This window comes from Pseudomonas sp. JE3303 (assembly GCF_056312565.1).
Window position 1 is genome coordinate 1 of sequence record NZ_JBWGIF010000023.1, and the last position, 21589, is coordinate 21589.

22 protein-coding genes are annotated in these 21589 nt (G+C 64.3%); 13 read left to right on the forward strand and 9 right to left on the reverse strand.

The window, feature by feature from the left end:
• Window positions 1–372: 372 nt before the first annotated feature.
• Both AC0ZZU_RS23620 and AC0ZZU_RS23625 read left to right on the forward strand, forming a co-directional pair.
• Window positions 373–1335 (forward strand): alpha/beta hydrolase, encoded by a 963-nt coding sequence (locus tag AC0ZZU_RS23620; RefSeq protein ID WP_476343806.1) that lies wholly within the window; start codon window positions 373–375, stop codon window positions 1333–1335.
• A 71-nt stretch (window positions 1336–1406) separates the two neighbouring features.
• Window positions 1407–2180, forward strand: coding sequence for a hypothetical protein (locus AC0ZZU_RS23625; protein ID WP_476343808.1), 774 nt, complete (start codon window positions 1407–1409; stop codon window positions 2178–2180).
• 101 nt (window positions 2181–2281) lie between these two features.
• Here the strand turns inward: AC0ZZU_RS23625 and prmB are convergent, their stop codons facing one another.
• A complete protein-coding gene (prmB, locus tag AC0ZZU_RS23630; RefSeq protein WP_476343810.1) occupies window positions 2282–3190 on the reverse strand; it encodes a 50S ribosomal protein L3 N(5)-glutamine methyltransferase in 909 nt (302 codons plus the stop codon).
• A gap of 178 nt (window positions 3191–3368) precedes the next feature.
• Here prmB and AC0ZZU_RS23635 point away from each other — a divergent pair, with 178 nt between their 5' ends.
• The 7 genes from AC0ZZU_RS23635 to AC0ZZU_RS23665 all read left to right on the forward strand — a co-directional run bounded on the left by AC0ZZU_RS23635 (window position 3369) and on the right by AC0ZZU_RS23665 (window position 8617).
• Complete coding sequence (locus AC0ZZU_RS23635) at window positions 3369–3959, forward strand: cysteine hydrolase family protein (protein WP_476343812.1); 591 nt, start codon at window positions 3369–3371, stop codon at window positions 3957–3959.
• Window positions 3960–4039: 80 nt separating this feature from the next.
• Window positions 4040–4360: a hypothetical protein gene (locus AC0ZZU_RS23640; RefSeq protein ID WP_476343813.1), complete on the forward strand. Its 321-nt coding sequence runs from the start codon at window positions 4040–4042 to the stop codon at window positions 4358–4360.
• A gap of 55 nt (window positions 4361–4415) precedes the next feature.
• The gene (locus AC0ZZU_RS23645) at window positions 4416–4976 is read left to right on the forward strand and encodes a Smr/MutS family protein (protein ID WP_476343815.1); all 561 of its coding nucleotides are present in this window, start codon (window positions 4416–4418) and stop codon (window positions 4974–4976) included.
• 72 nt (window positions 4977–5048) lie between these two features.
• The gene (gene folE / locus AC0ZZU_RS23650; protein ID WP_158458871.1) at window positions 5049–5594 is read left to right on the forward strand and encodes a GTP cyclohydrolase I FolE; all 546 of its coding nucleotides are present in this window, start codon (window positions 5049–5051) and stop codon (window positions 5592–5594) included.
• A 69-nt stretch (window positions 5595–5663) separates the two neighbouring features.
• The gene (locus tag AC0ZZU_RS23655; RefSeq protein ID WP_476343817.1) at window positions 5664–6035 is read left to right on the forward strand and encodes a glutaredoxin family protein; all 372 of its coding nucleotides are present in this window, start codon (window positions 5664–5666) and stop codon (window positions 6033–6035) included.
• A 259-nt stretch (window positions 6036–6294) separates the two neighbouring features.
• Window positions 6295–7485 (forward strand): benzoate/H(+) symporter BenE family transporter, encoded by a 1191-nt coding sequence (locus AC0ZZU_RS23660; protein ID WP_476343819.1) that lies wholly within the window; start codon window positions 6295–6297, stop codon window positions 7483–7485.
• 130 nt (window positions 7486–7615) lie between these two features.
• Window positions 7616–8617 (forward strand): NADP-dependent oxidoreductase, encoded by a 1002-nt coding sequence (locus AC0ZZU_RS23665; RefSeq protein ID WP_476343821.1) that lies wholly within the window; start codon window positions 7616–7618, stop codon window positions 8615–8617.
• Between the two features lie 258 nt (window positions 8618–8875).
• Here the strand turns inward: AC0ZZU_RS23665 and chrA are convergent, their stop codons facing one another.
• On the reverse strand, window positions 8876–10081 hold the full coding sequence (chrA, locus tag AC0ZZU_RS23670) for a chromate efflux transporter (RefSeq protein ID WP_476343823.1): 1206 nt from the start codon (window positions 10079–10081) through the stop codon (window positions 8876–8878).
• A 231-nt stretch (window positions 10082–10312) separates the two neighbouring features.
• Here chrA and AC0ZZU_RS23675 point away from each other — a divergent pair, with 231 nt between their 5' ends.
• Together AC0ZZU_RS23675 and AC0ZZU_RS23680 are read left to right on the forward strand one after the other, a co-directional pair.
• The gene (locus AC0ZZU_RS23675; protein ID WP_476343825.1) at window positions 10313–10666 is read left to right on the forward strand and encodes a type II toxin-antitoxin system HigB family toxin; all 354 of its coding nucleotides are present in this window, start codon (window positions 10313–10315) and stop codon (window positions 10664–10666) included.
• A 52-nt stretch (window positions 10667–10718) separates the two neighbouring features.
• A complete protein-coding gene (locus tag AC0ZZU_RS23680) occupies window positions 10719–11192 on the forward strand; it encodes a helix-turn-helix domain-containing protein (RefSeq protein WP_476343827.1) in 474 nt (157 codons plus the stop codon).
• Window positions 11193–11459: 267 nt separating this feature from the next.
• Here the strand turns inward: AC0ZZU_RS23680 and AC0ZZU_RS23685 are convergent, their stop codons facing one another.
• Genes AC0ZZU_RS23685 through AC0ZZU_RS23705 form a run of 5 tightly spaced genes read right to left on the reverse strand, consistent with a single transcriptional unit; the run spans window position 11460 to window position 17630 of the window.
• On the reverse strand, window positions 11460–13202 hold the full coding sequence (locus AC0ZZU_RS23685) for an acetyl/propionyl/methylcrotonyl-CoA carboxylase subunit alpha (RefSeq protein WP_476343829.1): 1743 nt from the start codon (window positions 13200–13202) through the stop codon (window positions 11460–11462).
• On the reverse strand, window positions 13199–14797 hold the full coding sequence (locus tag AC0ZZU_RS23690; protein WP_476343831.1) for a 5-oxoprolinase subunit B/C family protein: 1599 nt from the start codon (window positions 14795–14797) through the stop codon (window positions 13199–13201). Before AC0ZZU_RS23690 ends, AC0ZZU_RS23685 begins: the two co-directional genes overlap by 4 nt.
• A gap of 9 nt (window positions 14798–14806) precedes the next feature.
• A complete protein-coding gene (locus AC0ZZU_RS23695) occupies window positions 14807–15601 on the reverse strand; it encodes a putative hydro-lyase (RefSeq protein ID WP_476343833.1) in 795 nt (264 codons plus the stop codon).
• A gap of 8 nt (window positions 15602–15609) precedes the next feature.
• The gene (locus AC0ZZU_RS23700) at window positions 15610–16368 is read right to left on the reverse strand and encodes a LamB/YcsF family protein (protein ID WP_476343835.1); all 759 of its coding nucleotides are present in this window, start codon (window positions 16366–16368) and stop codon (window positions 15610–15612) included.
• Window positions 16369–16388: 20 nt separating this feature from the next.
• Window positions 16389–17630, reverse strand: a complete 1242-nt coding sequence (locus AC0ZZU_RS23705) for an NRAMP family divalent metal transporter (protein WP_476343837.1) — start codon at window positions 17628–17630, stop codon at window positions 16389–16391.
• 310 nt (window positions 17631–17940) lie between these two features.
• Between AC0ZZU_RS23705 and AC0ZZU_RS23710 the strand changes: the two genes are divergently transcribed.
• Complete coding sequence (locus tag AC0ZZU_RS23710; protein WP_476343845.1) at window positions 17941–18552, forward strand: GntR family transcriptional regulator; 612 nt, start codon at window positions 17941–17943, stop codon at window positions 18550–18552.
• 11 nt (window positions 18553–18563) lie between these two features.
• On the opposite strand, the gene AC0ZZU_RS23715 is transcribed toward AC0ZZU_RS23710, so the two are convergent.
• Both AC0ZZU_RS23715 and AC0ZZU_RS23720 read right to left on the reverse strand, forming a co-directional pair.
• A complete protein-coding gene (locus AC0ZZU_RS23715; protein WP_476343839.1) occupies window positions 18564–19322 on the reverse strand; it encodes a gamma-glutamyl-gamma-aminobutyrate hydrolase family protein in 759 nt (252 codons plus the stop codon).
• 76 nt (window positions 19323–19398) lie between these two features.
• A complete protein-coding gene (locus AC0ZZU_RS23720; RefSeq protein WP_476343841.1) occupies window positions 19399–20349 on the reverse strand; it encodes a GlxA family transcriptional regulator in 951 nt (316 codons plus the stop codon).
• A 151-nt stretch (window positions 20350–20500) separates the two neighbouring features.
• Here AC0ZZU_RS23720 and choX point away from each other — a divergent pair, with 151 nt between their 5' ends.
• A complete protein-coding gene (gene choX, locus AC0ZZU_RS23725) occupies window positions 20501–21445 on the forward strand; it encodes a choline ABC transporter substrate-binding protein (protein ID WP_476343843.1) in 945 nt (314 codons plus the stop codon).
• Window positions 21446–21589 lie beyond the last annotated feature (144 nt).

A 21589-nucleotide genomic window follows, 5' to 3' on the forward strand; every position in this document is an offset into this window, starting at 1 on the left:
GGGGTTTGGGTTGTTAGCCTTGGTGCATGGCGGAAGACTGTGGAGGGCCGGTGTGCTCACCCCAAGACCTTCGTCGTACAAACAAGGCTAAGACTCCAATCTGTCAGGCCATGGCACGTTGCAACAATTGTGGGAGCGGGCTTGTCCCGCGATGCGCCGCGCGGGCGGCGCTCGATATCAGCGGCGCCACAAGGCCCCAAGCGCACGGCGCTCGATCTCAAGGGCGCCACAAGGCCCCAAGCGCACGGCGCTCGATCTCAAGGGCGCCACAAGGCCCAAGCGCACGGCGCTCGATGCCAATGGCAAACCACGCCCCCCCGAACCTTCTCCCCCACCCCGAGTCGAACCACCATCCTCCCTGACAGTAGTCCCATGATGCCGCGCCTTGCCGCCCTGCTTTTGCTGTTCTGTGCCAGCCTTGCCCAGGCCGCCGCCCCCACCGTCCTGCAACGTCCGATCAGCCTCGACACCGACCAGGGCACCCTGCACGGCAGCCTGTTGCTGCCGCGCGGCGACACGCCGCCACCGGTGGTGCTGATCATCGCGGGCTCGGGACCTACCGACCGCGACGGCAACAACCCGGCCGGCGGGCGCATCGACAACCTCAAGCAGCTGGCCCTGCTGCTGGCGCGCCAGAACATCGCCAGCGTGCGCTATGACAAGCGTGGGGTCGCCGCGAGCCAGCCAGCGACGCCGGACGAACGCGACCTCAGCGTCGAGCGCTATGTCGCCGATGCCGTGGCCTGGGGACGCAAAATCAAGGCCAACCCGCGCTTCGGCCCGCTGGTCATGCTGGGCCACAGCGAGGGCGCGCTGATCGCCAGCCTCGCCGCCGGGCAGGCCGGCGCCAGTGCCGTGATCACCCTGGCCGGGAGCGGCCGCCCGGTCGACCAGGTATTGCGCGAGCAACTGGCCCAGCGCCTGAAGCCCGATGACCTCGCGCGCGGCAATGCGCTGATCGATCGCCTGCAGGCCGGGCAGACCAGCCTTGATGTGCCCGGGCCCCTGCGCGAAGTGTTCCGGCCGAGCGTGCAGCCCTACCTGATCTCGCTGTTCCGCCAGAACCCGGCAGCCGCCTTCGCCCGGCTCAAGGTCCCGGCGCTGATTATCCAGGGACGCAACGACGTGCAAGTGGAAGTCGAGGACGCCCAGCGCCTCCAGGCCGCCAAGCCCGACGCCGAGCTTGCGCTGATCAACGGCATGAACCACATGCTGCGCATCAGCCCGCGGGACATCAGCGAGCAACGGGACAGCTACAACAATCCCGAGCTGCCCCTGGCCAGCGAGCTGGGCACGCGGATCGTCGAGTTCATCCGTGGCCTGCCGTCGTCCTGAGACGTGCGGGCTCAGGTCCCCGGGGTGTTGGCCGATAACAGGGTATCGAGGATAGAACCGGACACCCCCTGATGACAGACGCCGCCCCCGAAGCGACCGAGGCACCACAAGCAGCTCCCCTGCCCTGGGCCGAGGTGGCTGCCGAACATTTCCAGCTGCTGCGCCTGGCGCCTTTGCCTACTGAGCGCAGCAGTGGCGCGCGACCGTTGCGGTTTGTGCAATTTGGCCGTGCCGAGCGACACGACAAGACCCACAGCCTGCTGCGCATGGAACTTCGCCTGCCTGGGCAGAAAACCCGCAAAGAGCAGAACCGCCTGGACGTGTGGGTCGACCATGCCGAGCAGCGCCTGCGGATTTGCGGTGACAGCGGCCTGCAGCTCGAACCGCTGAACCGTGGACTGGGCCGCTTCCTCATCGCCCAGGCGGTGCAGTGGGCCCAGCGCAGGTGGCCGCACTATCACGTCGAAGGCATGGACCTGCCCAGCAAGGATGCCCTGAACGAAGACAGCCGCCTGCGCCGCGACCACCTGCTGCGCAGCCACGGGCTGGAGGTCGAATATGCCGACACCCAGCACCTCAAGGGGCGCTATGAAGCGGTCCCGGTCGGCCAGCTCAAGGGCGGCTGGAACACCGAGAAAGTACAGCGCGTGGACATCGTCGACGCTGCCGGGATGCTCCAGCAGGCCGAGCAGACCCTGCAGGAGAAAGAAGCGCAGCTGCGCGAGCGGGATGAGCGCGTGGCCAAGTACCAGCGCGAGGATGGCGGGTTGCGATTCACCATTACATGCCTGGTGGCGTTCGCGCTATTTCAGGCGGGGTTGCTGATCTGGATTGCCACGCGGTAGGTGAGCGGTGCCCTGTTGTCGACGGATGCGGTCCGTTCTGGGCCTGATGTGGTCCGGCGTCCCGGCACAAGGCCGCTCCTACACACACAGGCCCTCCGGCGTCACACCCGCGAGGCAAACACCGCCTGATGCTCCCGGCACTGCTCGGCCGTCAGCATGAACACGCCATGCCCGCCACGCTCGAACTCCAGCCAGGCAAAGTCCACCTCGGGGTATAGAGACTCGACATGCACCTGGCTGTTGCCCACCTCGACGATCAGCAAACCCTTCTCGGTCAGGTGATCCGCGGCCTCGGCCAGCATCCGGCGTACCAGGTCCAGGCCATCATTACCACAGGCAAGGCCCAGTTCCGGCTCGTGCTGATACTCGGCAGGCATGTCGGCGAAATCTTCGGCGTCCACATAAGGCGGGTTGGACAGGATCAGGTCGAAACGCTGCCCAGGCAGACCGGCAAAACCATCGCCCTGCACGGTGTACACACGCTCGTCCAGGCCATGCCGCTCGATGTTCTGGTTGGCCACTTCCAGCGCCTCGAACGACAGGTCCGCCAACACCACTTCGGCCTCCGGGAACACATCGGCAGCGACGATACCGATGCAGCCAGACCCCGTGCACAGGTCGAGAATGCGCGCAGGCTCATCGCCCAGCCACGGCTCGAAACGATTTTCGATCAGCTCGCCAATCGGCGAACGTGGCACCAGCACGCGCTCGTCAACCTTGAACGACATTCCGCAGAACCAGGCTTCACCCAACAGGTAAGCCGCCGGCACGCGGTCTTCGATCCGCCGCTTGAGCAGGTGCTGCAGACGCACCCGTTCGTCATCCTCGAGCTGGCAGTCCAGATAGCTGTCGGCCACCTCCCATGGCAGATGCACCGCGCCCAGCACAAGCACGCGGGCCTCGTCCCAGGCGTTGTCAGCCCCGTGGCCGAAAAACAGGTCATGCTCATGGAAGCGGCTGACCGCCCAACGGATATGGTCGCGCAGAGTGCGCAGGCGGGAAGTGATCACGGCAAACTCCTTTGAATACAGTGCGAAAGTCTACCAGCCCCGGCACCTAAATGGACGCCGCCGTGCCGTACGGCGAGCCCACAGACCAGTAATCATGCAGGTTGCACTGTCAAGCATTCCCAACGGCGTCAAGGCAAGGGACAATAGCCGGCAAAAGCCCTATCCAAAGGAGCCCTTGATGTCCGTTCCAACGACGATGTTCCACCTCACTGGCCGCGCATATCCCCCGGCCAAGCTGAGCCAAGCCAGCCTGGTGATTATCGATGCGCAAAAGGAATACCTCAGCGGTCCGCTGGCGCTGTCGGGCATGGATGAGGCCGTGGCCAACATCGCCAAGCTGCTCGACGCTGCGCGCAAGGCCGGGCGCCCGATCGTCCATGTCCGGCACCTGGGCACCGTGGGTGGCCTGTTCGACCCCCAGGGCAGCCGCGGCGAGTTCATCCCCGGGCTGGAGCCGCGTGGCGACGAGACCGTCATCGAAAAACGCATGCCCAATGCCTTCAAGAACACCAACCTGCACGAAATCCTGCAGCAGTTCGGCACGCTTGACCTGATTGTCTGCGGTTTCATGAGCCATTCGAGCGTCAGCACCACCGTACGCCGCGCCAAGGACTATGGTTATCGCTGCACCCTGGTGGAAGATGCCTCGGCCACCCGTGACCTGGCCTACAAGGACACGATCATCCCGGCCGCGCAGATCCACCAGGGCGAAATGGCCGTCATGGCCGACAACTTCGCTTGCGTGGCCCCCACGGCCAGCCTGATCTGAGCCACGACCGCCCGGCAGCCCGGGCGGAACCGGCAGGCGGGCAGCGAGTCGAACTCCGAAGATCCACTGAGGAACTCGCGATGAAACGCTCCGATGGTTTCGACGCAAAGCGCCTGCGCCAACGTGAGCACGGCAACTGGGGCGCGCGCCTGGCCGCGGCCTTTTCCGCCCTGCTGGCGACCTTCGGCATCCTGCTCGCCATGGCGGGCTTCGCCGGTCTCCTGGGCAATTACGCCGCCCTCGCCGAACTCAACGCCAACCGGCCACTCGCCCTCATCCTGCTGGGCGTCGGCCTGCTGTTGCTCTACATCGGCGTACGCTTGTGGCGCCGCAGCCGTATTCGCCTGCGTCGTGGCCGTGAGCTCAACCTCTCCCCGCACCTGATGAAAAAGCACGATTGACTGTACGACGCTGCCAGGGACTCGCGTAAACTACGCCGTCCAGGTGGAGGCACGCATGCAAGACGACGATTTTTCCCTGTTCCGCAGCGAGGTGCGGGGCGTCAAGCCCATAAAGAACGACCGCGCCGAAACCGGCAAGCCCAAGGCTGACCGCAAGCAGTTGGCAGGCCTTCGCGAGGCCGCCACGGTAAGCAGTGGCCAGGCGCTGGTGATCGACGGCTTGTCGGACCAGTTCGTCATCGATGTCGGAGCCGAGGATGCCCTCGAATGGCGTCGCGACGGCGTGCAGGAAACCCAGCTGCGCAAGCTCAAGCTCGGCCAGATCCCCTTCGAGGGCAGCCTCGACCTGCATGGCATGAACGTGGAGAAGGCCCGCGAGACCCTCTGGGCCTTCATCGCCGAAGCTACCCGCCTGGAAGTGCGCTGCGCCCGCGTCACCCATGGCAAGGCCGCGCGGCTCGACGGCAAGCGCCCGATGATCAAGAGCCACGTCAACACCTGGCTGCGCCAGCACCCGCAAGTGCTCGGCTTTACCTCGTGCCAGCCCCGCCACGGCGGCACCGGCGCGGTGTATGTGATGCTCAAGCGAACCATGCTCGATGGGCGCGACGAGTAACGCCGCGCTTGCAGCGTTGGCATTGCCGCCGTACCCTTCCTCTTTGCGAATATTTCCCACAGGTTAGGATCCATGTCCCTGGAACAGAACTACACCGAGATTCTCGGCCAACTTGGCGAGGACATCTCCCGCGAGGGCCTGCTCGACACGCCCAAGCGGGCTGCAAAGGCCATGAAGTACCTTTGCCGCGGTTATGAACAGACCCTGGAAGACGTCACCAACGGCGCGCTGTTCAGCTCCGACAACAGCGAGATGGTCCTGGTCAAGGACATCGAGCTGTACTCGCTGTGCGAGCACCACCTGCTGCCCTTCATCGGCAAGGCTCATGTCGCCTACCTGCCTTCGGGCAAGGTCCTGGGCCTGTCCAAGGTCGCGCGCATCGTCGACATGTATGCGCGCCGACTGCAGATCCAGGAAAACATGAGCCGCCAGATCGCCGAGGCGATCCAGCAGGTGACTGGCGCGGTCGGTGTCGCCGTGGTCATCGAAGCCAAGCACATGTGCATGATGATGCGCGGTGTCGAGAAACAGAACTCGAGCATGGTCACCTCGGTGATGCTCGGCGCGTTCCGCGACAATGCCGCCACGCGCATGGAGTTTCTCAGCCTGATCAAGTGATCGGCCTGGGCCAGGAGCCGACCCACGGGGTCGGCTTTTTTCTGCATTAGTGAAAGATCAGGAGTAGCCATGATCGTCAAAGCCCTGCGGGTCGGCCTCGGCCAGCTCATCGTGTTCGGCGACTGGATCAGCCGCCCGGCCAAGCGCAAGCGCGCCCCCGCCGCCCAGGCCCTTGTCGAACAGCAAGCGCGCGGGCTCAGCCTGTACCAGTTCCATGCGTGCCCATTCTGCGTGAAGACCCGCCGTACCCTGCACCGGCTGAACGTCCCCGTCGCCCTGCGTGACGCCAAGAACGACCCTCTACATCGCCAGGCGCTGCTTGAAGGCGGCGGCCGGGTGAAGGTGCCGTGCCTGCGGATCGAAGAAGATGGGCAGACGACCTGGATGTATGAATCCAAGGCGATCATCGCCTACCTGGACAAGCGGTTCTCCGCGGTCTGAGCCTGCCTGCTGCGTTGCTGATGGCCTCTTCGCTGGCAAGCCAGCTCCCACAGTTTCAGCGCTGCCCTTGGGATCTGCACAGTACCTGTGGGAGCTGGCTTGCCAGCGAAGAGGCCCGCAGCCATACAGCAGCTCTAAAGCCAGGCTGAACTCCGCTCCAGGCGACTGTACGGCCGAATGCAGTCCCTGCTGTATCGCAACAATCCCTTCCCTGCACGGTACGCTGAAACAATTGCTTACCCGTACAAGGACCGTCCCCATGCCCGACGCCACCACCGCGCCCCTGCGCCCGTTGGCCGACACCTCCCCCTCCGCCGTCGTCGCCGGCTTCATCGCAATGCTCACCGGCTACACCAGCTCCCTGGTGCTGATGTTCCAGGCCGGGCAAGCGGCGGGCCTGACCACCGCGCAGATCTCTTCCTGGATCTGGGCACTGTCCATCGGCATGGCCATCTGCAGCATCGGCCTGTCACTGCGCTACCGCACCCCCATCACCATCGCCTGGTCCACCCCCGGCGCGGCCTTGCTGATCACCAGCCTGGGCGGCGTCAGCTATGGCGAGGCCATCGGCGCCTACATCACCTGCGCGCTGCTGGTGCTGGCCTGCGGCCTGACCGGCAGCTTCGAGCGCCTGGTAAAACGCATCCCCGCCTCGCTGGCCTCGGCGCTGCTGGCCGGGATCCTGTTCAAGATCGGCAGCGAGATCTTCGTCGCCGCGCAGCACCGTACCCTGCTGGTACTGGGGATGTTCTTCAGCTACCTGCTGGTCAAGCGCCTGTCGCCCCGCTATTGCGTGCTGGCCGCGCTGGTGGTCGGCACTGCGTTGTCCGGTGTCCTCGGCCTGCTGGACTTCAGCGCCTTCAGCCTCGAAGTCGCGACGCCAGTCTGGACCACGCCAAGCTTCTCCCTCGCCGCGACCATCAGCATCGGCATCCCGCTGTTCGTCGTCGCCATGACCTCGCAGAACATGCCAGGCATCGCCGTACTGCGCGCCGACGGTTACCAGGTGCCCGCCTCGCCGCTGATCTCCGCCACCGGTTTCGCCTCGCTGCTGCTGGCCCCGTTCGGCTCCCACGGCATCAACCTCGCCGCCATCAGCGCCGCCATCTGCACCGGCCCCCATGCCCATGAAGACCCGTCCAAGCGCTACACCGCCGCCGTGTGGTGCGGGATCTTCTACGGCATCGCCGGCGTATTCGGTGCCACCCTCGCGGCGCTGTTCGCCGCCTTGCCCAAGGAGCTGGTGCTGTCGATCGCGGCCCTGGCATTGTTCGGCTCGATCATGAACGGCCTGACTGTAGCTATGGGCGAAGCGCGCGAGCGCGAGGCAGCGTTGATCACCTTCATGGTCACGGCCTCGGGACTGACGCTGTTCTCGATCGGTTCGGCGTTCTGGGGCATCGTCGCGGGCGTGTTGACGCTGCTGATCCTCAATCCGCGCCGGGGCTGAACGCAGGTTGCCTGCGCGCTCGGCCGATCACAGGGAATGATGGGCGCTCATTCGCCGGGGCCGTTGAACCTTGCCCATTGGTGGCTGACAGACTATCTACACACATTGCCCATCCACTCGAGGCCAGTCCATGACCCAGACCAACCGCCGCTTCCTGCTTACCAAACGCCCTGTCGGTGCCGTGCGCCGCGATGACTTCACCTACGAAGAAGTACCGGTGGGCGAAGCCAGCGACGGCCAGATCGTCGTCAAGAACCTCTACCTGTCCCTCGACCCCGCCATGCGTGGCTGGATGAACGAGGGCAAGTCCTACATTCCACCCGTCGGTCTCGGCGAAGTCATGCGCGCCCTGGCCGTTGGCGAAGTGATCAGCTCCAACCACCCCGACTACAAGCCCGGCGACCACGTCAACGGCGCCCTCGGTGTGCAGGACTACTTTGTCGGCGAGCCCAAGGGCCTGCACAAGATCGACCCCAACCTCGCCCCCCTGCCCGTCTACCTCTCGGCCCTGGGCATGACCGGCATGACCGCCTACTTCGCCCTGCTGGAAGTCGGCCAGCCCAAGGAAGGCGACACCGTCGTCATCTCCGGCGCTGCGGGGGCGGTCGGCAGCATTGTCGGCCAGATCGCCAAGATCAAAGGCTGCCGCGTGGTCGGTATCGCGGGTGGCGCCCAGAAGTGCCAATACCTCAAGGATGAGCTCGGGTTCGACGGCGTCATCGACTACAAGGCCGAAGACGTGCTCGCCGGTCTCAAGCGCGAGTGTCCCAAGGGCGTCGACGTGTATTTCGACAACGTTGGCGGCGATATCCTCGATGCCGTGCTCAGCCGCATCAACTTCAAGGCCCGCGTGGTGATCTGTGGTGCGATCAGCCAGTACAACAACAAGGAAGCGGTAAAAGGCCCGGCCAACTACCTGTCGTTGCTGGTGAACCGCGCGCGGATGGAAGGGTTCATCGTGTTTGATCACCTGGCCAACTACGACAAGGCTGCCAAGGAAATCGCCGGCTGGTTGGACAGCGGCAAGGTGAAGAGCAAGGAGGATGTGGTGGAAGGTCTTGAAACCTTCCCTGAGACGTTGTTGAAGCTGTTCAGCGGCGAGAACTTCGGGAAGCTTGTGCTGAAGGTCTGACAGCCGGACGGCAGACGAATATGGCCGGGCTGGCTTCCCGGCCTGGCTGGGCTGGCTTTGCCAGCCCCTGTAGGAGCGGCCTTGTGCCGGGACGCCGGACCGCGCGAAGCGGCCGCGCAGCGGTCGTAAACCAGTCGGCACCGTTTGCCTGAAACACCGAAGTGGCAGGTTTTACGGTCCCTCCGGGCCCGCTTCGCGACACAAGGCCGCTCCTACAAGGGCTAGTACCTGCGCGTCCAGTGGACCGCCGCGGCGGCGTCAGAACAAAACCCCCACCACCCCACCAACGACGCCGCCGCCGATCACCACCAACCAAGGCGGTAGTTTCCAGACCATCAACGCAACCAGCGCCACCAATGCCCACACAACGTCCACCGGACCTTGAATCGCACCAGTCCATACCGGCTGATAAAGCGCAGCCAGCAGCAGCCCGACCACGCAGGCATTGATCCCCATCATCGCCGCTTGCATGCGGTGGTATTCCCGCAGCTCCTGCCAGAACGGCAAAGCGCCCATGACCAGCAGGAAAGACGGCGCAAAGATCGCGACCAGGCAAACAATCCCCCCGAGCCACCCACTCGGCGCCTGGTTCATCGAAGCACCCAGAAACGCCGCAAATGTGAACAGCGGCCCCGGAATGGCCTGCGCCGCACCATAGCCCGCCACGAAAGTATCGTTGCCGACCCAGCCAGCGTGCACCACTTCCGCTTGCAACAGCGGCAGCACGACATGCCCGCCACCAAATACCAATGCGCCGACCCGGTAGAACGCGTCTACCAGGGCCAACGTGTGACTCGGATACAAGGCCGTCAGCGCGGGCAATCCCACCAGCAGCGCGAAGAACGCCAACAGCCACCACAGGCCCACGCGACGTCGAAGGGTAAACGGCAAGGCTTCAGGCGCTTCGCCCAGCTGCGGCTTGAACAGGAGCAGGCCGATGATCGCTGCCACGGCGATACTTCCCACCTGCGCCCAGGCGGACGGCATCAGCAGGACAAAGCAGCTGGTCGCCACCATGATGCCAATTCGCGCCACGTCTGGACAAAGCGTGCGAGCCATCCCCCAGACCGCTTGCGCGACCACAGCCACGGCCACCACCTTCAAGCCATGCAACGCGCCAACCGGGATCACATTCGCGTATTCAGCGAGCCCCATCGCAAAGAGAATCAGGATGAACGCCGAGGGCAGTGTGAATCCCGTCCAGGCAGCGACCGCTCCAGCGTAGCCGCATCGGGACATCCCCAGCGCCATCCCGACCTGACTACTGGCCGGGCCCGGTAGAAACTGGCACAGGGCGACCAGATCCGCGTAGCTGCGCTCGCTGAGCCACTGGCGGCGGACCACGAACTCATCGCGGAAATAGCCAAGGTGAGCGACGGGGCCGCCGAATGAGGTCAAACCCACTCGTAGAAAGATCAGGAAGACTGTCCATGGGTTACGGTCAGGTGTGGAGGGGTCGTGCACATCTGCGACTTCATGGCTGGGAATGCTGGCCAGAATAGACCGTCTCAGTGGAAAGCATGACGGCTTTTGAAAACAGGCACGAAGCGCCGATGGCGTGCGTTAGTGGATGTCGGTCATTGCTCGGTGATAAGTGCTACCACGCCGATGCGTTACCGATCCAGATATCTGCTTGACAGATATCTGGATCCGCGATAATGTCGCTTCCAAGTAGGGACGCCGAGAACTAGAATAATGCGAGTAATAGCAAAAGCGGCGGTTGCGCAAGCCATTGAAGCCCATAGCCAATGGAAAGCCCCTCTGAGCTTGTGGCTGACCACCTTCGACAGGCCGACCCTTCGCTTTGAGTCCTTTGAGCAGCTTCGAGAGACCTGGGCCTCCGCATCTGGATGGAACGTCGATCGAGTCCCTCACTCTAAGCTAAGGCATACAAGCAAGAAGGGGCCTCTTGATATCTATGTCTTCGATATCAAGAAAAATGAGTGCCGGCTTATTTCGTGGATTAATCCCCGGAATGGCACCATCTATATAAAAGACATTTTGCCTCACGCTGGATATGACAAGTGGTGCAAGAGTGACGTTAAGTAGTTGATTCATATGAGCCGTTCTATCCATGCATAGTGTAATTATAGGTGACAAGATGAAGCGTGATAAGATCGAAGCCACTGGACTAGATTCCTTCATAGCTAATATTTCACCCATGCTTGATGGCCTAAGCGATCAAATAGCTACGCTGGCTCAGTTGTTGTCTGCATGTCATGATCCAATTAAAAGCGATGATGAACTGCAGGGGCGGATGGCGATAATCGATGAGCTTTACTCCCATGCGGATAGTGAAGACCACGCAGCCGCACGATTTGCGGAGCTGGTTGCTGATCGCGTGCATGAGTACGAAACCGAAACAGTTTTAATTCCTTACTCATCTCAGTCGGAAGCACTAGCCTTTCTAATTTCAGACAGGGGAGTCAAACAAAAGGACTTGTCCGAGATAGCCACGCAGAGTGCTGTTTCTGAAATTCTAAATAACAAGAGAAAAATGACTGTCGCTCAAATAAAAGGCTTTTCTGAATTCTTCAAGGTTCCTGTTGAGTTTTTCATGCATGGGATTGTTTGATCATGCCGCGAGGCCTTTGTACTTTAGATGATCTAAATATAAGTGACTCGCAACTGAGTTCAGCCCCGCGCTCACCGCGCCTGCCTTGAAGCTTCCGCCAGCCGCTTCGGCGGCCAGGCCACCCATCACGGCATGCATCGCAGCGCCGTCACTCCTGTGGGGGCGGCTTCAGCCGCGAAGAGGTCGACGCGGTGCCTGGCACCGGCTGCGCCGGTGTTCGCAGCTGAAGCCCCACAAAAACTGGATGCCTTTCTCAGCTATCGCAAGTTACTGATCACTCTCAACACGCCCAATCCCCGCCCGTGCCTCGTAATACTGCCCAGCTTCCCCCGAAACCTGCAGCCTCCCCCCACAAGGCGCCACCACCGACGTCTCCATCTTCATCGCCTCCATGACCGCAATCACCTGCCCGGCCTCCACGACAGTGCCGTCTTCAACCACCCACGCATGCAGATTCCCCGCAACCGGCGTCACCACCGCGTGCGGATCAATGCCCGGCGCTGCCGCTTCGTCTTCAACGACGGCACCGGCCGGACCGTTCATGCTGATGCCCGCCAGCAACGCCGCTGGCAACCCCAGCTCATGCCGCTTCCCGTCGATCTCGACAAAGGTACGCACCACGCCCGCATCCGCCGCCACGGCACTACGCGGCGCTATCGTGACGCGCTCGGCGAAGTCAGTCTCGATCCAACGCGTATGCACGGCAAAGGTATCGGGCGCCGTGAAGTCGTTGTGATCCATCACCGCCCGGTGAAACGGCAGCACCGTCGCCACACCGTCGATCTTGAATTCCGCCAGGGCTCGACGCGCACGGCGGATAGCCTGGTCGCGGGTGGCGCCGGTCACGATCAGCTTGGCGATCATGGAGTCGAAGTTCGGCGAAACCCGCGAGCCTTCGACCACGCCGGTATCGAGCCGTACGCCCGGGCCACTCGGCGGCTGGAAGCGTTCGATGGCGCCAGGTGTCGGCAGGAATCCATTGCCCGCATCCTCGGCATTGATCCGGAACTCGAAGCTGTGCCCGCGCGGCGCGGGCGTCGACTCGAACGACAGCGGCAAGCCGTCGGCAACGCGCAATTGCTCGATCACCAGGTCGATGCCACTGGTCTCTTCGGTGACGGGGTGCTCCACCTGCAGCCGGGTGTTCACCTCAAGGAACGACAACGTCCCATCCGCGCTAAGCAGAAACTCCACCGTGCCGGCCCCGACATACCCCGCCTCGGCGCAGATGCTCTGGGCAGACTCGTGGATCCGCTGACGCAGCGCATCATCAAGATACGGCGCTGGCGCTTCTTCGATGAGCTTCTGGTTACGGCGCTGCAACGAGCAGTCGCGCGTGCCCACCACCACGACGCGACCGTGGCGGTCGGCGATGATCTGCGCCTCGATATGCCGGGGACGATGCAGGAACCGTTCGACAAAACACTCTCCTCGCCCAAACGCGGCAATGGCTTCGCGCACGGCGGACTCATACAGGTCGCTGACTTCGTCCAGCTGCCAGGCCACTTTCAGCCCTCGCCCACCGCCCCCGAACGCGGCCTTGATGGCGATCGGCAGGCCATGCTGCTCGGCGAACGCCAGCACTTCACCGGCGTCCTGCACCGGGCCGTCGGTGCCCGCCACCAGCGGTGCGCCCACCTTCAGCGCAATACGGCGCGCCTGCACCTTGTCACCCAGCGCGTCGATGGTGTCGGGATCAGGGCCGATCCAGGTCAGGCCAGCCTCGAGTACCGCACGGGCAAAATCCGCCCGCTCTGAAAGAAAACCATACCCAGGGTGCACGGCATCGGCCCCGGCACGCGCCGCGACCGCCAGCAGTTTCTGGATATCCAGGTAGGTATCGGCGGCCCGCTGGCCCTGCAGTGCATACGCTTCATCCGCCTGCTGCACATGCAGGGCGTCGATGTCGGCGTCCGCGTAGACGGCCACTGAGGCGACCCCGTAGTCACGGCAGGCACGGGCGATTCGCACGGCGATTTCGCCACGGTTGGCGATCAGAACCTTTTTCATCTGTCTTGGATCTCGTCTGAAAGGGCTGGCCGCACGGGCTCGAAGGCGCCCAGCGGATTGAAGCGAATACGCGCGTTGACCGGGATCTGCCCGGCCAGGTCGAGGTGATAAGGCGCGACCACGCCAATCACCGGGTAGCCCCCGGTGAGCGGGTGATCCGCCAGAAACAGCACCGGCTGGCCACTGGCAGGCACCTGGATAGCGCCGACCGCGGTGCCTTCGCTGGGCAGCTCGCCATCAACGGCGCGCGTCAGGGCATGTTCACCGGCCAGCCGGATGCCGATACGGTTCGACTGCGGCGTCACCTGCCAGGTCTGCCCTGCCAGCAGCGCCTGGGCCTCGGGCGTGAACCAGTCGCTGCGCGGGCCCATCAGCACATCCAGGGTGATGACCTGATCGGCGCGAGGCATGGCGAACGCGGGTGCCTCATCGAGCGATACCGCCGCGCCGCCCACTCGAGAGTGGAAGCCGAGACGGTCGCCTGCAGCAAGGGGCGCCGGGCCGACCTGGGCCAGGGTGTCGGTGGACAGGCTGCCAAGCACGGGCGCGTGGGTGAAGCCGCCCCGAATGGCCAGGTAGTTGCGCAGTCCGGCGGAAGGCGCCTGGAGGCTGACCCGATCCCCGTCCTGCAAGATGAAAGGCGCATACAACGCCGGGCGCACGACCTCGCCCGACGCGCTGCGCACTTCGATGCGCGCCTCTGCACCCGTCACCGCCGCGACGGTCTGGCCATGACAGACGATGCTCAGGCCGCCCATGAGCACTTCAAGGCAGGCACTGCCTTGCTCATTGCCCACCGCGCGATTGGCCGCGCGCAAGGCGCCGCGATCGAGCGCGCCGGAGGCCGATACACCCTGCGCCGCCCGCCCGGGGCGTCCCAGGTCCTGGAGCAGGGTCTGCAGGCCCGGCGTCAGAATCTCCAGACAGTCCCCGCTCACCGCCGCCGTCTCGGGCAGGCTCGGCACGGCCACCGACACACTCGCCTCAGCGCCAGCATCGACAAACCGCACACGGTATCCCGGCTGCAGCAACGCGGGCTCGTCACGCTGCAGGTCCCACATCTTCATCGGGGTTACGCCGATGATCTGCCAGCCACCGGGGCTCGCCTGCGGATAGACCCCGCTGAAACCACCAGCCAACGCCACGGCGCCTGCGGGAATGCGGGTGCGCGGCGTACTGCGGCGCGGCACCATGAACCCCGCGCCACCGCTCAGGTACGCAAACCCCGGCGCGAAGCCGCAGAACGCCACGTCATACTCACTGCCCGTATGGCGCCGGATCACCTCTTCGGTGCTGATGCCCAACTCGTGCGCGACATCGGCCAGGTCTTCGCCGTTGTAGTGCACGGGAATCTCGACCACCTTGCCCGCCTCACGCACCTTGCCACGCAGGTCACGCGTGGAGATCTCGGCGACGAGCGCCTGGCGACTGATCGCGCTGGGGCGGAAATACACCAGCAATGTGCGGGCCGCAGGCACGATCTCCTGCACCCCCGCGATAGGCGCCTGCTGCAAGGCATCGAACAGCGCGAGGGTCTCGTCCAGGTTCGCCAACTCGACCAGCAGCGCATCCAGACCGACCGGATAGAAACGCATGATCCACTCCTATACGTGGTAATAGCCGTCGGGGACGTCGGTGATGAACATGTGCCCCGGCGCGTGCGAAATCGCGAATGGCACTTGCGAGGCCATGACCACCGCCTGCGGCGTCACCCCGCACGCCCAGAACACCGGGATCTCGCCCGGCCTGATCGTCACGGCGTCACCAAAGTCCGGCCGCGAGATGTCCTCGATGCCCAGCAGCCCGGGCTCGCCCACGTGCACCGGCGCGCCATGCACGCCCGGGTAGCGTGCGGTGATCTTGACCGCGTCCGCCACGCGGTCGGCGGGGACCGGGCGCATCGACACCACCATCTCCCCCTGCAACCGACCCGCCGGCCGGCAGGCGCGATTGGTGCGGTACATGGGCACGTTGCAGCCTTCGCTGATATGGCGCACATCGATGCCCGCGTTCAGCAGGTCGGTCTCGAAGGTGAAGCTGCAACCGATCAGGAAACTCACCAGGTCGGTATGCTCCGCCCACAGCCCGCGCACGTCGCTCACTTCTTCCGCCAGTTGCCCATCGCGCCATACCCGGTACAACGGCAGGTCGGTGCGCAGGTCGGCGTTTTCGGCAAGAAAAGTGGAATGGCTGCCCGGCTCGGTGACATCGAGCACCGGGCACGCCTGGGGATTGCGCTGGGCGAACAGCAGGAAATCGTAGGCCCACTCGCGCGGCAGGCAGATCATGTTGGCCTGGGTCAGCCCGGGCGCATGGCCCGCAGTGGGCGACACCAGGCCATCACGGTAACGGGCGCGCGCGGCGATGGCCGCCTGCCGGGCTTGCTGGAGTGCGTTCATGGTCGACCTCAAGTGAATGCGCGAAGGGTGGTGCCTGCGTCCAGCAGGCGGCTTTTCAGCGTGCGGGCAATGCCGACCGCGTCGGGACTGTCGCCATGCACGCAGATCGAATCCGCCTGCAGGCTGATCAATTGCCCGTCCTCGGCCTCGATGACGCCCTCCTGCACGAGCCGCAGCATGCGCTGGGCGATCAGCTCCACATCGTGCAGCACCGCGCCGGGCCGCGAGCGCGATACCAGCGTGCCTTGCGCGGTATACGCGCGGTCGGCGAAGGCTTCGGCCACGCAGGTCAGTCCCGCTGCACGGGCCCATTCGAGCAACGGCGAATTCGCCAGGCACACCAGCTTGAGTTGCGGATCGATGCGCAGCAGCGCCTCGATCACCGCGTCAGCCTGCCCACGATCGCCTGCGATGGTGTTGTACAGCGCGCCATGGGGCTTCACATAGCTCACCCGGGTGCCGACGCTGCGCGCCAGCCCCTGCAACGCGCCGATCTGGTAGATCACATCGGCGGTCAACTGGTCGGCCGGCACATTCATGTTGCGCCGCCCGAATCCCACCAGGTCGGGATAGGCCACGTGCGCGCCGACGGCCACGCCACGTGCCGCAGCGGCTTCCAACGTGCGCAGGATGCCCGCCGGGTCGCCCGCGTGAAACCCGCAGGCGACGTTCGCGCTCGTGACGATCTCGAGCATCGCCGCATCGTCGCCCATGCTCCAGGCGCCGAAGCTCTCGCCCAGGTCGCTGTTGAGGTCAATGGCATTCATTCAGATAGTCTCCATGGCAGTCAGGCTGCGCTGATAAAGGCAAAGATGGCACCGGCCGACATGTACGCCATGTACCAGGACAGCACGCACGTCAGCACGCCCAGCACCAGCAGCCAGCGTGGGTAGTGGTAGCCCTCCATCAGGTCCGAGCGGCGCCAGCCCACGTACATGAAGATGCTAAGGCCCAGCGGCAGGATCAGGCCATTGAAGCCACCGGCGAATACCAGCAGTGCCGCCGGCGGCTTGCCTGCCGTCAGGTATACGAGCAGCGCGACCAGAATGAAACCGACGGTCGCCAGGTGGCGTCCGCGCTCGGTGATGCCTTTGGAGAACACCGTGATGAACGACATCGAGGTATACGAAGCGCCAATCACGCTGCTGATCCCCGCTGCGAACAGCACCAGCCCGAACATCATCATCCCGGCATCGCCCGCCGCCGCGCCGAAGGCCTGCGCCGCCGGATTCGCCGCCTGCCCCGACACATCGATGACCACACCACTGGCCACCACCCCGAGAATCGCCAGGAACAGCACATAGCGCGCGATACCCGTGACCAGGATCCCGGTCAGCGCCGCCTTGGACACCGCCTCGATGTTCTCCACCCCCACCGTGCCGCGATCGAGCAGCCGGTGCGCGCCCGCATAGGTGATGTAGCCACCGACCGTGCCACCCACGATGGTGGTGATCGAGGCGAAGTCGACAAAGTCAGGCCACACCGCCTGCCGCAACGCCTCGCCGAGTGGCGGATGAGAAGCGAAGGCCGCGAAGATGATCAGGCCGATCTTCAGCGTGCCCAGCACGATCATGATCCGGTCCATGGCGATGCCCGCACGGTGCGACGAGAAAATCCCGATGGCGATCAGCGCGCCGATCGCACCGCCCCACTTGGGGTCCAGGCCGATCAGCGCATTGAGCCCCAATCCAGCGCCCGCGATGTTGCCCAGGCTGAACACCAGCCCGCCAAAGATCACCAGCACCGCCAGCACATACCCACTTCCCGGAATCGCCACGTTGGCCAGGTCCGCGGCGCGCATGCGGGTCAGCGTGACGATGCGCCAGACGTTCAGCTGCACCACGAAGTCGATCAGGATCGACGCCAGGATGCCGAACGCGAACGCAGCGCCCAACGTAGCGGTGAAAGTCGCAGTCTGGGTCAGGAAACCAGGGCCGATGGCTGAGGTCGCCATCATGAAGATCGCAGCGATCAAGGACGATCGTCGCGCCTTGGTGAACTCAAGCGCCATCTGGGTCACGGGCATCATTCCTTCAATGGGAGATAGTGCTGGAGAGCAATAGGTGTGCCAGAGTGCGGCAAAAGGCGTACAAGTGAGGGATGATGCGGCTTGGATTGTTCAACAATCCTGTGTGTATGCGTGATCAACATGCACCACATTGTTACTCATTCACTCAAGCGTGCTACCAGATGAAGCACTCGGCACCTTTGCTCCTTGCCACAGGCCGTGCTCTCGTTGAACATCCATTCGCCCCCTACTTTCCGGACCGCACATGACCGACATCCCCGCCTCCCACCCTCGTTCCCTGGGCGAATCCGTTACCCAGGAAGTCCGCAGAATGCTGGTCGAAGGCGAACTGGTGCCTGGGCAGCGGCTGAGTGAAACGGCGCTCGCGGAGACGCTGCAGATCTCGCGCAACACCCTGCGCGAAGCGTTTCGGGTGCTGACGCGAGAAGGGTTGCTCAAGCACGAGCCGAACCGGGGCGTGACCGTGGCGGAGCCGGACATGGCGACGATCATCGACATCTACCGGGTGCGGCGATTCATCGAATGCAAGGCCATCGCCCAGGGTTTCCCGCTGCATCCGGGCGCGGTGGAAATGCGCAAGGCTGTCGAGGCCGGGATGCGGGCACGAGAAGCCAAGGACTGGGTAGGCGTGGGCACCGCGAACATGGCGTTTCACCGGGCGATCGTCGAGCTTGCTGATAGTCCACGGTTGATGGTGTTCTATGCGCAGATATCGGCGGAACTGAGGCTAGCCTTCGGGGTGCTGGATGACCCTGAGTTTCTTCACCTCCCCTACCTGGACATGAACGCCGCGATCCTGCGCTGCGTTGAAGAAGGTCGGGCAGACGACGCTACCCGGATGTTGGAGGGGTACCTGGTGCAGTCGGAGCGGATTGTGCTGGCGGCGTATGAACGGCGGGTAAGGCCGCGCAACGGCGCGTAGAGCGCGATCCTTTACTCCCCAGCCGCACGCTGCTCCGCCCGCGTGCGGCAGGCATCGCCAAAGGCCTGGAAGATGGCCAGGTAGTCTGGATAGAACATCACCTGCCACTCGGGGTGCCACTGCACGCCCAATGCGAAGGCCTTGCTGCCTTCCACGGAAAGCCCTTCCACCAACCCATCCTCGGCCACCGCCTCAATCCGCAAGCCCTGCCCTACCCGCGCGATGCCCTGGCCGTGAACGGAATTGACCTCGATCACTCCCGACAGGCCGAGTCGCTCCAGCATCCCGCCCGGCCGTACGGTAATCGCGTGGGCGGGGGCGTATTGGTCTTCGACGGGTTCGTTGCCCGGCGGCTCGTGCTCGGCGCCCGGGCCATCGAGTTGCTGATGGAGCGTGCCGCCGAACGCCACGTTCATCTCCTGGAAGCCACGGCAGATTCCCAGCACAGGAATGCCCGCCTCGACTGCAGCGCGCCAGAGCGGCAATGCCAGGTGATCTCGGGCGGCATCGTGCTGGGTACCCGGCGGGCTGGGCGGGCCGTCGTAGTGGTGAGGTTCGATGTTGGAGGGTGAACCAGTGAAGAGCAGCCCGTCCAGGCCATCGATCAGCTCGGCGGGGGTCAACAGCTCGGGGAACAGGGGAATGATGACGGGCAGGCCCTTGGCCGCGGTCGCCACTGCCCGCGAGTACTTGTCGTCATTGATCTGGACGGCATGCGGGCCGATTTTCCATGAGCAGGCGCAGACGCCGATGATAGGCAGACGAGACATTTAAACCCCCCGGTTCTGGTGCCGTCGTGGGCTGAGGCGGATATACCGGATTGGAGTGCAGCACCGGGGTGAGTGTTCACTCGAGCGCAGGAGCGGCCTGCCTGTCCTCCCGCGGGCACCGCCCAAACCGCCCCCGGTAGCACCGGGTGAAATACGACCCCGACTCGAACCCGCAGGCGATGCTCACCTCCAGCACACTCAGGTCCGTCTGCTTCAGCAATTGCCTCGCCTTGTCCAGCCGCAAACGCAGGTAGAACCCGCTTGGCGTGTCATGCAGGTACAGCCTGAACAGCCGCTCCAGTTGCCGCCGGGTTACCTGGATGCGGTCCGCCAGCACCTGGGTGTTGAGCAACTGCTCGGTATTGGCCTCCATCTCCCCGATCACCCGCACCAGCTTCTTGTTGCTGATGCCATAGCGCGAGGCGATCTGCATGCGCTGGTGATCCTTGCGCGGGCGGATACGGCCGAGGACGAACTGCTCGGACACCTGCACCGCAAGCTCGCTGCCGTGGGCCGCAGCGATCAGGTCCAGCATCAGGTCGATCGACGCCGTGCCGCCCGCGCACGTGATGCGCCGACGGTCGATCTCGAACAGCTCCTGGGTCACCTCGAGCCGGGGATAGTTTTCCTTGAAGGCTTCGAGCGCCTCCCAGTGCAAGGTCGCCCGATGGCCATCGAGCAACCCGGCCTCGGCCAGCACCACTGCGCCGGTATCGATTCCGCCGAGCACCACACCCTCATGGTCGAGCTTGCGCAGGCTGAGCTGCAACGCCTGGCCATACGCCGCCAGCGGATCGAACCCGGCGACCACCAGCAGCATCCGCCCTTTCTCTACCCCATCCAGCGCCGCATCGGCATTCACCGACATGCCATTGCTGGCCTGCACCGGCCCGCCGTCGAGGCTCAGCACGCGCCAGCGGTAGAGCCCTGGACGAAAGCGGTTGGCCACGCGCAAGGGCTCCAGCGCGGAGATGAAGCCCATGGCCGAAAAGCCGGGCAGCAGCAGAAAGTGGATCGTGTCGGGCATCGGCTGGGCATCCTGAAAAGGGGCTGGTCGCTTGTGTACTAGTCTGAGTCGCCAGCGTGCGATTTTCCACTGCACCGGCCGCGTAACGTATGCCCCACGGTCCAGAGAGACCGGCCCCATAACAATATGCACTGCCGTTGGAGGAGCCACCATGCACCGCTTGATCCGCCGCAGCCTGCTGACCATTGCCGTCAGCGCCACCTTGAGTGCTCCCGTATTCGCCGCCGAGCCCGCCACCTGCAAGAACGTGCGCCTGGGCGTGGTCAACTGGACCGACGTCATCGCCACCAGCGCCATGGCCCAGGTGCTGCTCGACGGCCTGGGTTACCAGACAAAGCAGACCAGCGCCTCGCAACAGATCATCTTCGCGGGCATCCGTGACCAGCGCCTGGACATGTTCCTCGGCTACTGGAACCCGATCATGACCCAGACCATCAGCCCCTTCGTGGAACAGCAGCAAGTGAAGGTGCTGGAGAAGCCCAGCCTGGAAGATGCCCGGGCGACCCTGGCGGTGCCCCGTTACCTGGCGGACAAGGGCCTGAAAACCTTTGCCGACATCCACAAGTTCGAGAAAGAGCTGGGCGGCAAGATCTATGGCATCGAGCCGGGATCGGGGGCCAACACCCAGATCAAGGCGATGATCAGCAAGAACCAGTTCGGGCTCGGCAAGTTCCAGCTGGTCGAGTCCAGCGAGGCCGGCATGCTTGCCGCCGTCGACCGCGCCGTGCGGCGCAAGCAAGCGGTGGTGTTCTTCGGCTGGGCCCCGCACCCGATGAACGTCAACGTCGACATGGTGTACCTGGGTGACAGCCAGGATGCCCTGGGGCCGGATGAAGGCCGTGCAACGGTATGGACAGTGACCGCGCCGGACTACGCCGAGCGCTGCCCCAACGCCCACCGGCTGCTGGCCAACCTGACCTTCAGCGCCGAGGACGAGAGCCGGATGATGCAGCCGCTGCTCGATCACAAGGACCCGCTGGATTCTGCCCGGCAATGGCTCAAGGACCACCCCGAGGACCAGAAGCGCTGGCTCGACGGAGTGACCACCTTCGACGGCAAGCCCGCGGCCGAGAACCTCAGGCTGACCGCCAACTGACAGTCACCACCTGACCTTTGTAGGAGCGGCCTCGTGCCGGGACGCCGGACCGCGCGAAAGGGCCGCAAAGCGGCCCCAAACCAGGCGACCCCCATCTACCTGAAAAAACCGGGTCGCCTGGGATAGGGGCCGCTTTGCGGCCCT

Excerpts from the sequence above, each read along its gene's own strand:
- choX (WP_476343843.1), top strand. The coding sequence starts at position 20,501 with ATGCACCGCTTGATCCGCCGCAGCCTGCTGACCATTGCCGTCAGCGCC.
- AC0ZZU_RS23720 (WP_476343841.1), bottom strand. The coding sequence starts at position 20,349 with ATGCCCGACACGATCCACTTTCTGCTGCTGCCCGGCTTTTCGGCCATG.
- AC0ZZU_RS23655 (WP_476343817.1), top strand. The coding sequence starts at position 5,664 with ATGATCGTCAAAGCCCTGCGGGTCGGCCTCGGCCAGCTCATCGTGTTC.
- AC0ZZU_RS23665 (WP_476343821.1), top strand. The coding sequence starts at position 7,616 with ATGACCCAGACCAACCGCCGCTTCCTGCTTACCAAACGCCCTGTCGGT.
- folE (WP_158458871.1), top strand. The coding sequence starts at position 5,049 with ATGTCCCTGGAACAGAACTACACCGAGATTCTCGGCCAACTTGGCGAG.
- AC0ZZU_RS23635 (WP_476343812.1), top strand. The coding sequence starts at position 3,369 with ATGTCCGTTCCAACGACGATGTTCCACCTCACTGGCCGCGCATATCCC.
- AC0ZZU_RS23620 (WP_476343806.1), top strand. The coding sequence starts at position 373 with ATGATGCCGCGCCTTGCCGCCCTGCTTTTGCTGTTCTGTGCCAGCCTT.
- AC0ZZU_RS23685 (WP_476343829.1), bottom strand. The coding sequence starts at position 13,202 with ATGAAAAAGGTTCTGATCGCCAACCGTGGCGAAATCGCCGTGCGAATC.
- AC0ZZU_RS23690 (WP_476343831.1), bottom strand. The coding sequence starts at position 14,797 with ATGCGTTTCTATCCGGTCGGTCTGGATGCGCTGCTGGTCGAGTTGGCG.
- AC0ZZU_RS23660 (WP_476343819.1), top strand. The coding sequence starts at position 6,295 with ATGCCCGACGCCACCACCGCGCCCCTGCGCCCGTTGGCCGACACCTCC.
- AC0ZZU_RS23710 (WP_476343845.1), top strand. The coding sequence starts at position 17,941 with ATGCTGGTCGAAGGCGAACTGGTGCCTGGGCAGCGGCTGAGTGAAACG.
- AC0ZZU_RS23715 (WP_476343839.1), bottom strand. The coding sequence starts at position 19,322 with ATGTCTCGTCTGCCTATCATCGGCGTCTGCGCCTGCTCATGGAAAATC.
- AC0ZZU_RS23700 (WP_476343835.1), bottom strand. The coding sequence starts at position 16,368 with ATGAATGCCATTGACCTCAACAGCGACCTGGGCGAGAGCTTCGGCGCC.
- AC0ZZU_RS23695 (WP_476343833.1), bottom strand. The coding sequence starts at position 15,601 with ATGAACGCACTCCAGCAAGCCCGGCAGGCGGCCATCGCCGCGCGCGCC.
- AC0ZZU_RS23675 (WP_476343825.1), top strand. The coding sequence starts at position 10,313 with ATGCGAGTAATAGCAAAAGCGGCGGTTGCGCAAGCCATTGAAGCCCAT.
- AC0ZZU_RS23705 (WP_476343837.1), bottom strand. The coding sequence starts at position 17,630 with ATGATGCCCGTGACCCAGATGGCGCTTGAGTTCACCAAGGCGCGACGA.
- AC0ZZU_RS23680 (WP_476343827.1), top strand. The coding sequence starts at position 10,719 with ATGAAGCGTGATAAGATCGAAGCCACTGGACTAGATTCCTTCATAGCT.
- AC0ZZU_RS23625 (WP_476343808.1), top strand. The coding sequence starts at position 1,407 with ATGACAGACGCCGCCCCCGAAGCGACCGAGGCACCACAAGCAGCTCCC.
- AC0ZZU_RS23640 (WP_476343813.1), top strand. The coding sequence starts at position 4,040 with ATGAAACGCTCCGATGGTTTCGACGCAAAGCGCCTGCGCCAACGTGAG.
- AC0ZZU_RS23645 (WP_476343815.1), top strand. The coding sequence starts at position 4,416 with ATGCAAGACGACGATTTTTCCCTGTTCCGCAGCGAGGTGCGGGGCGTC.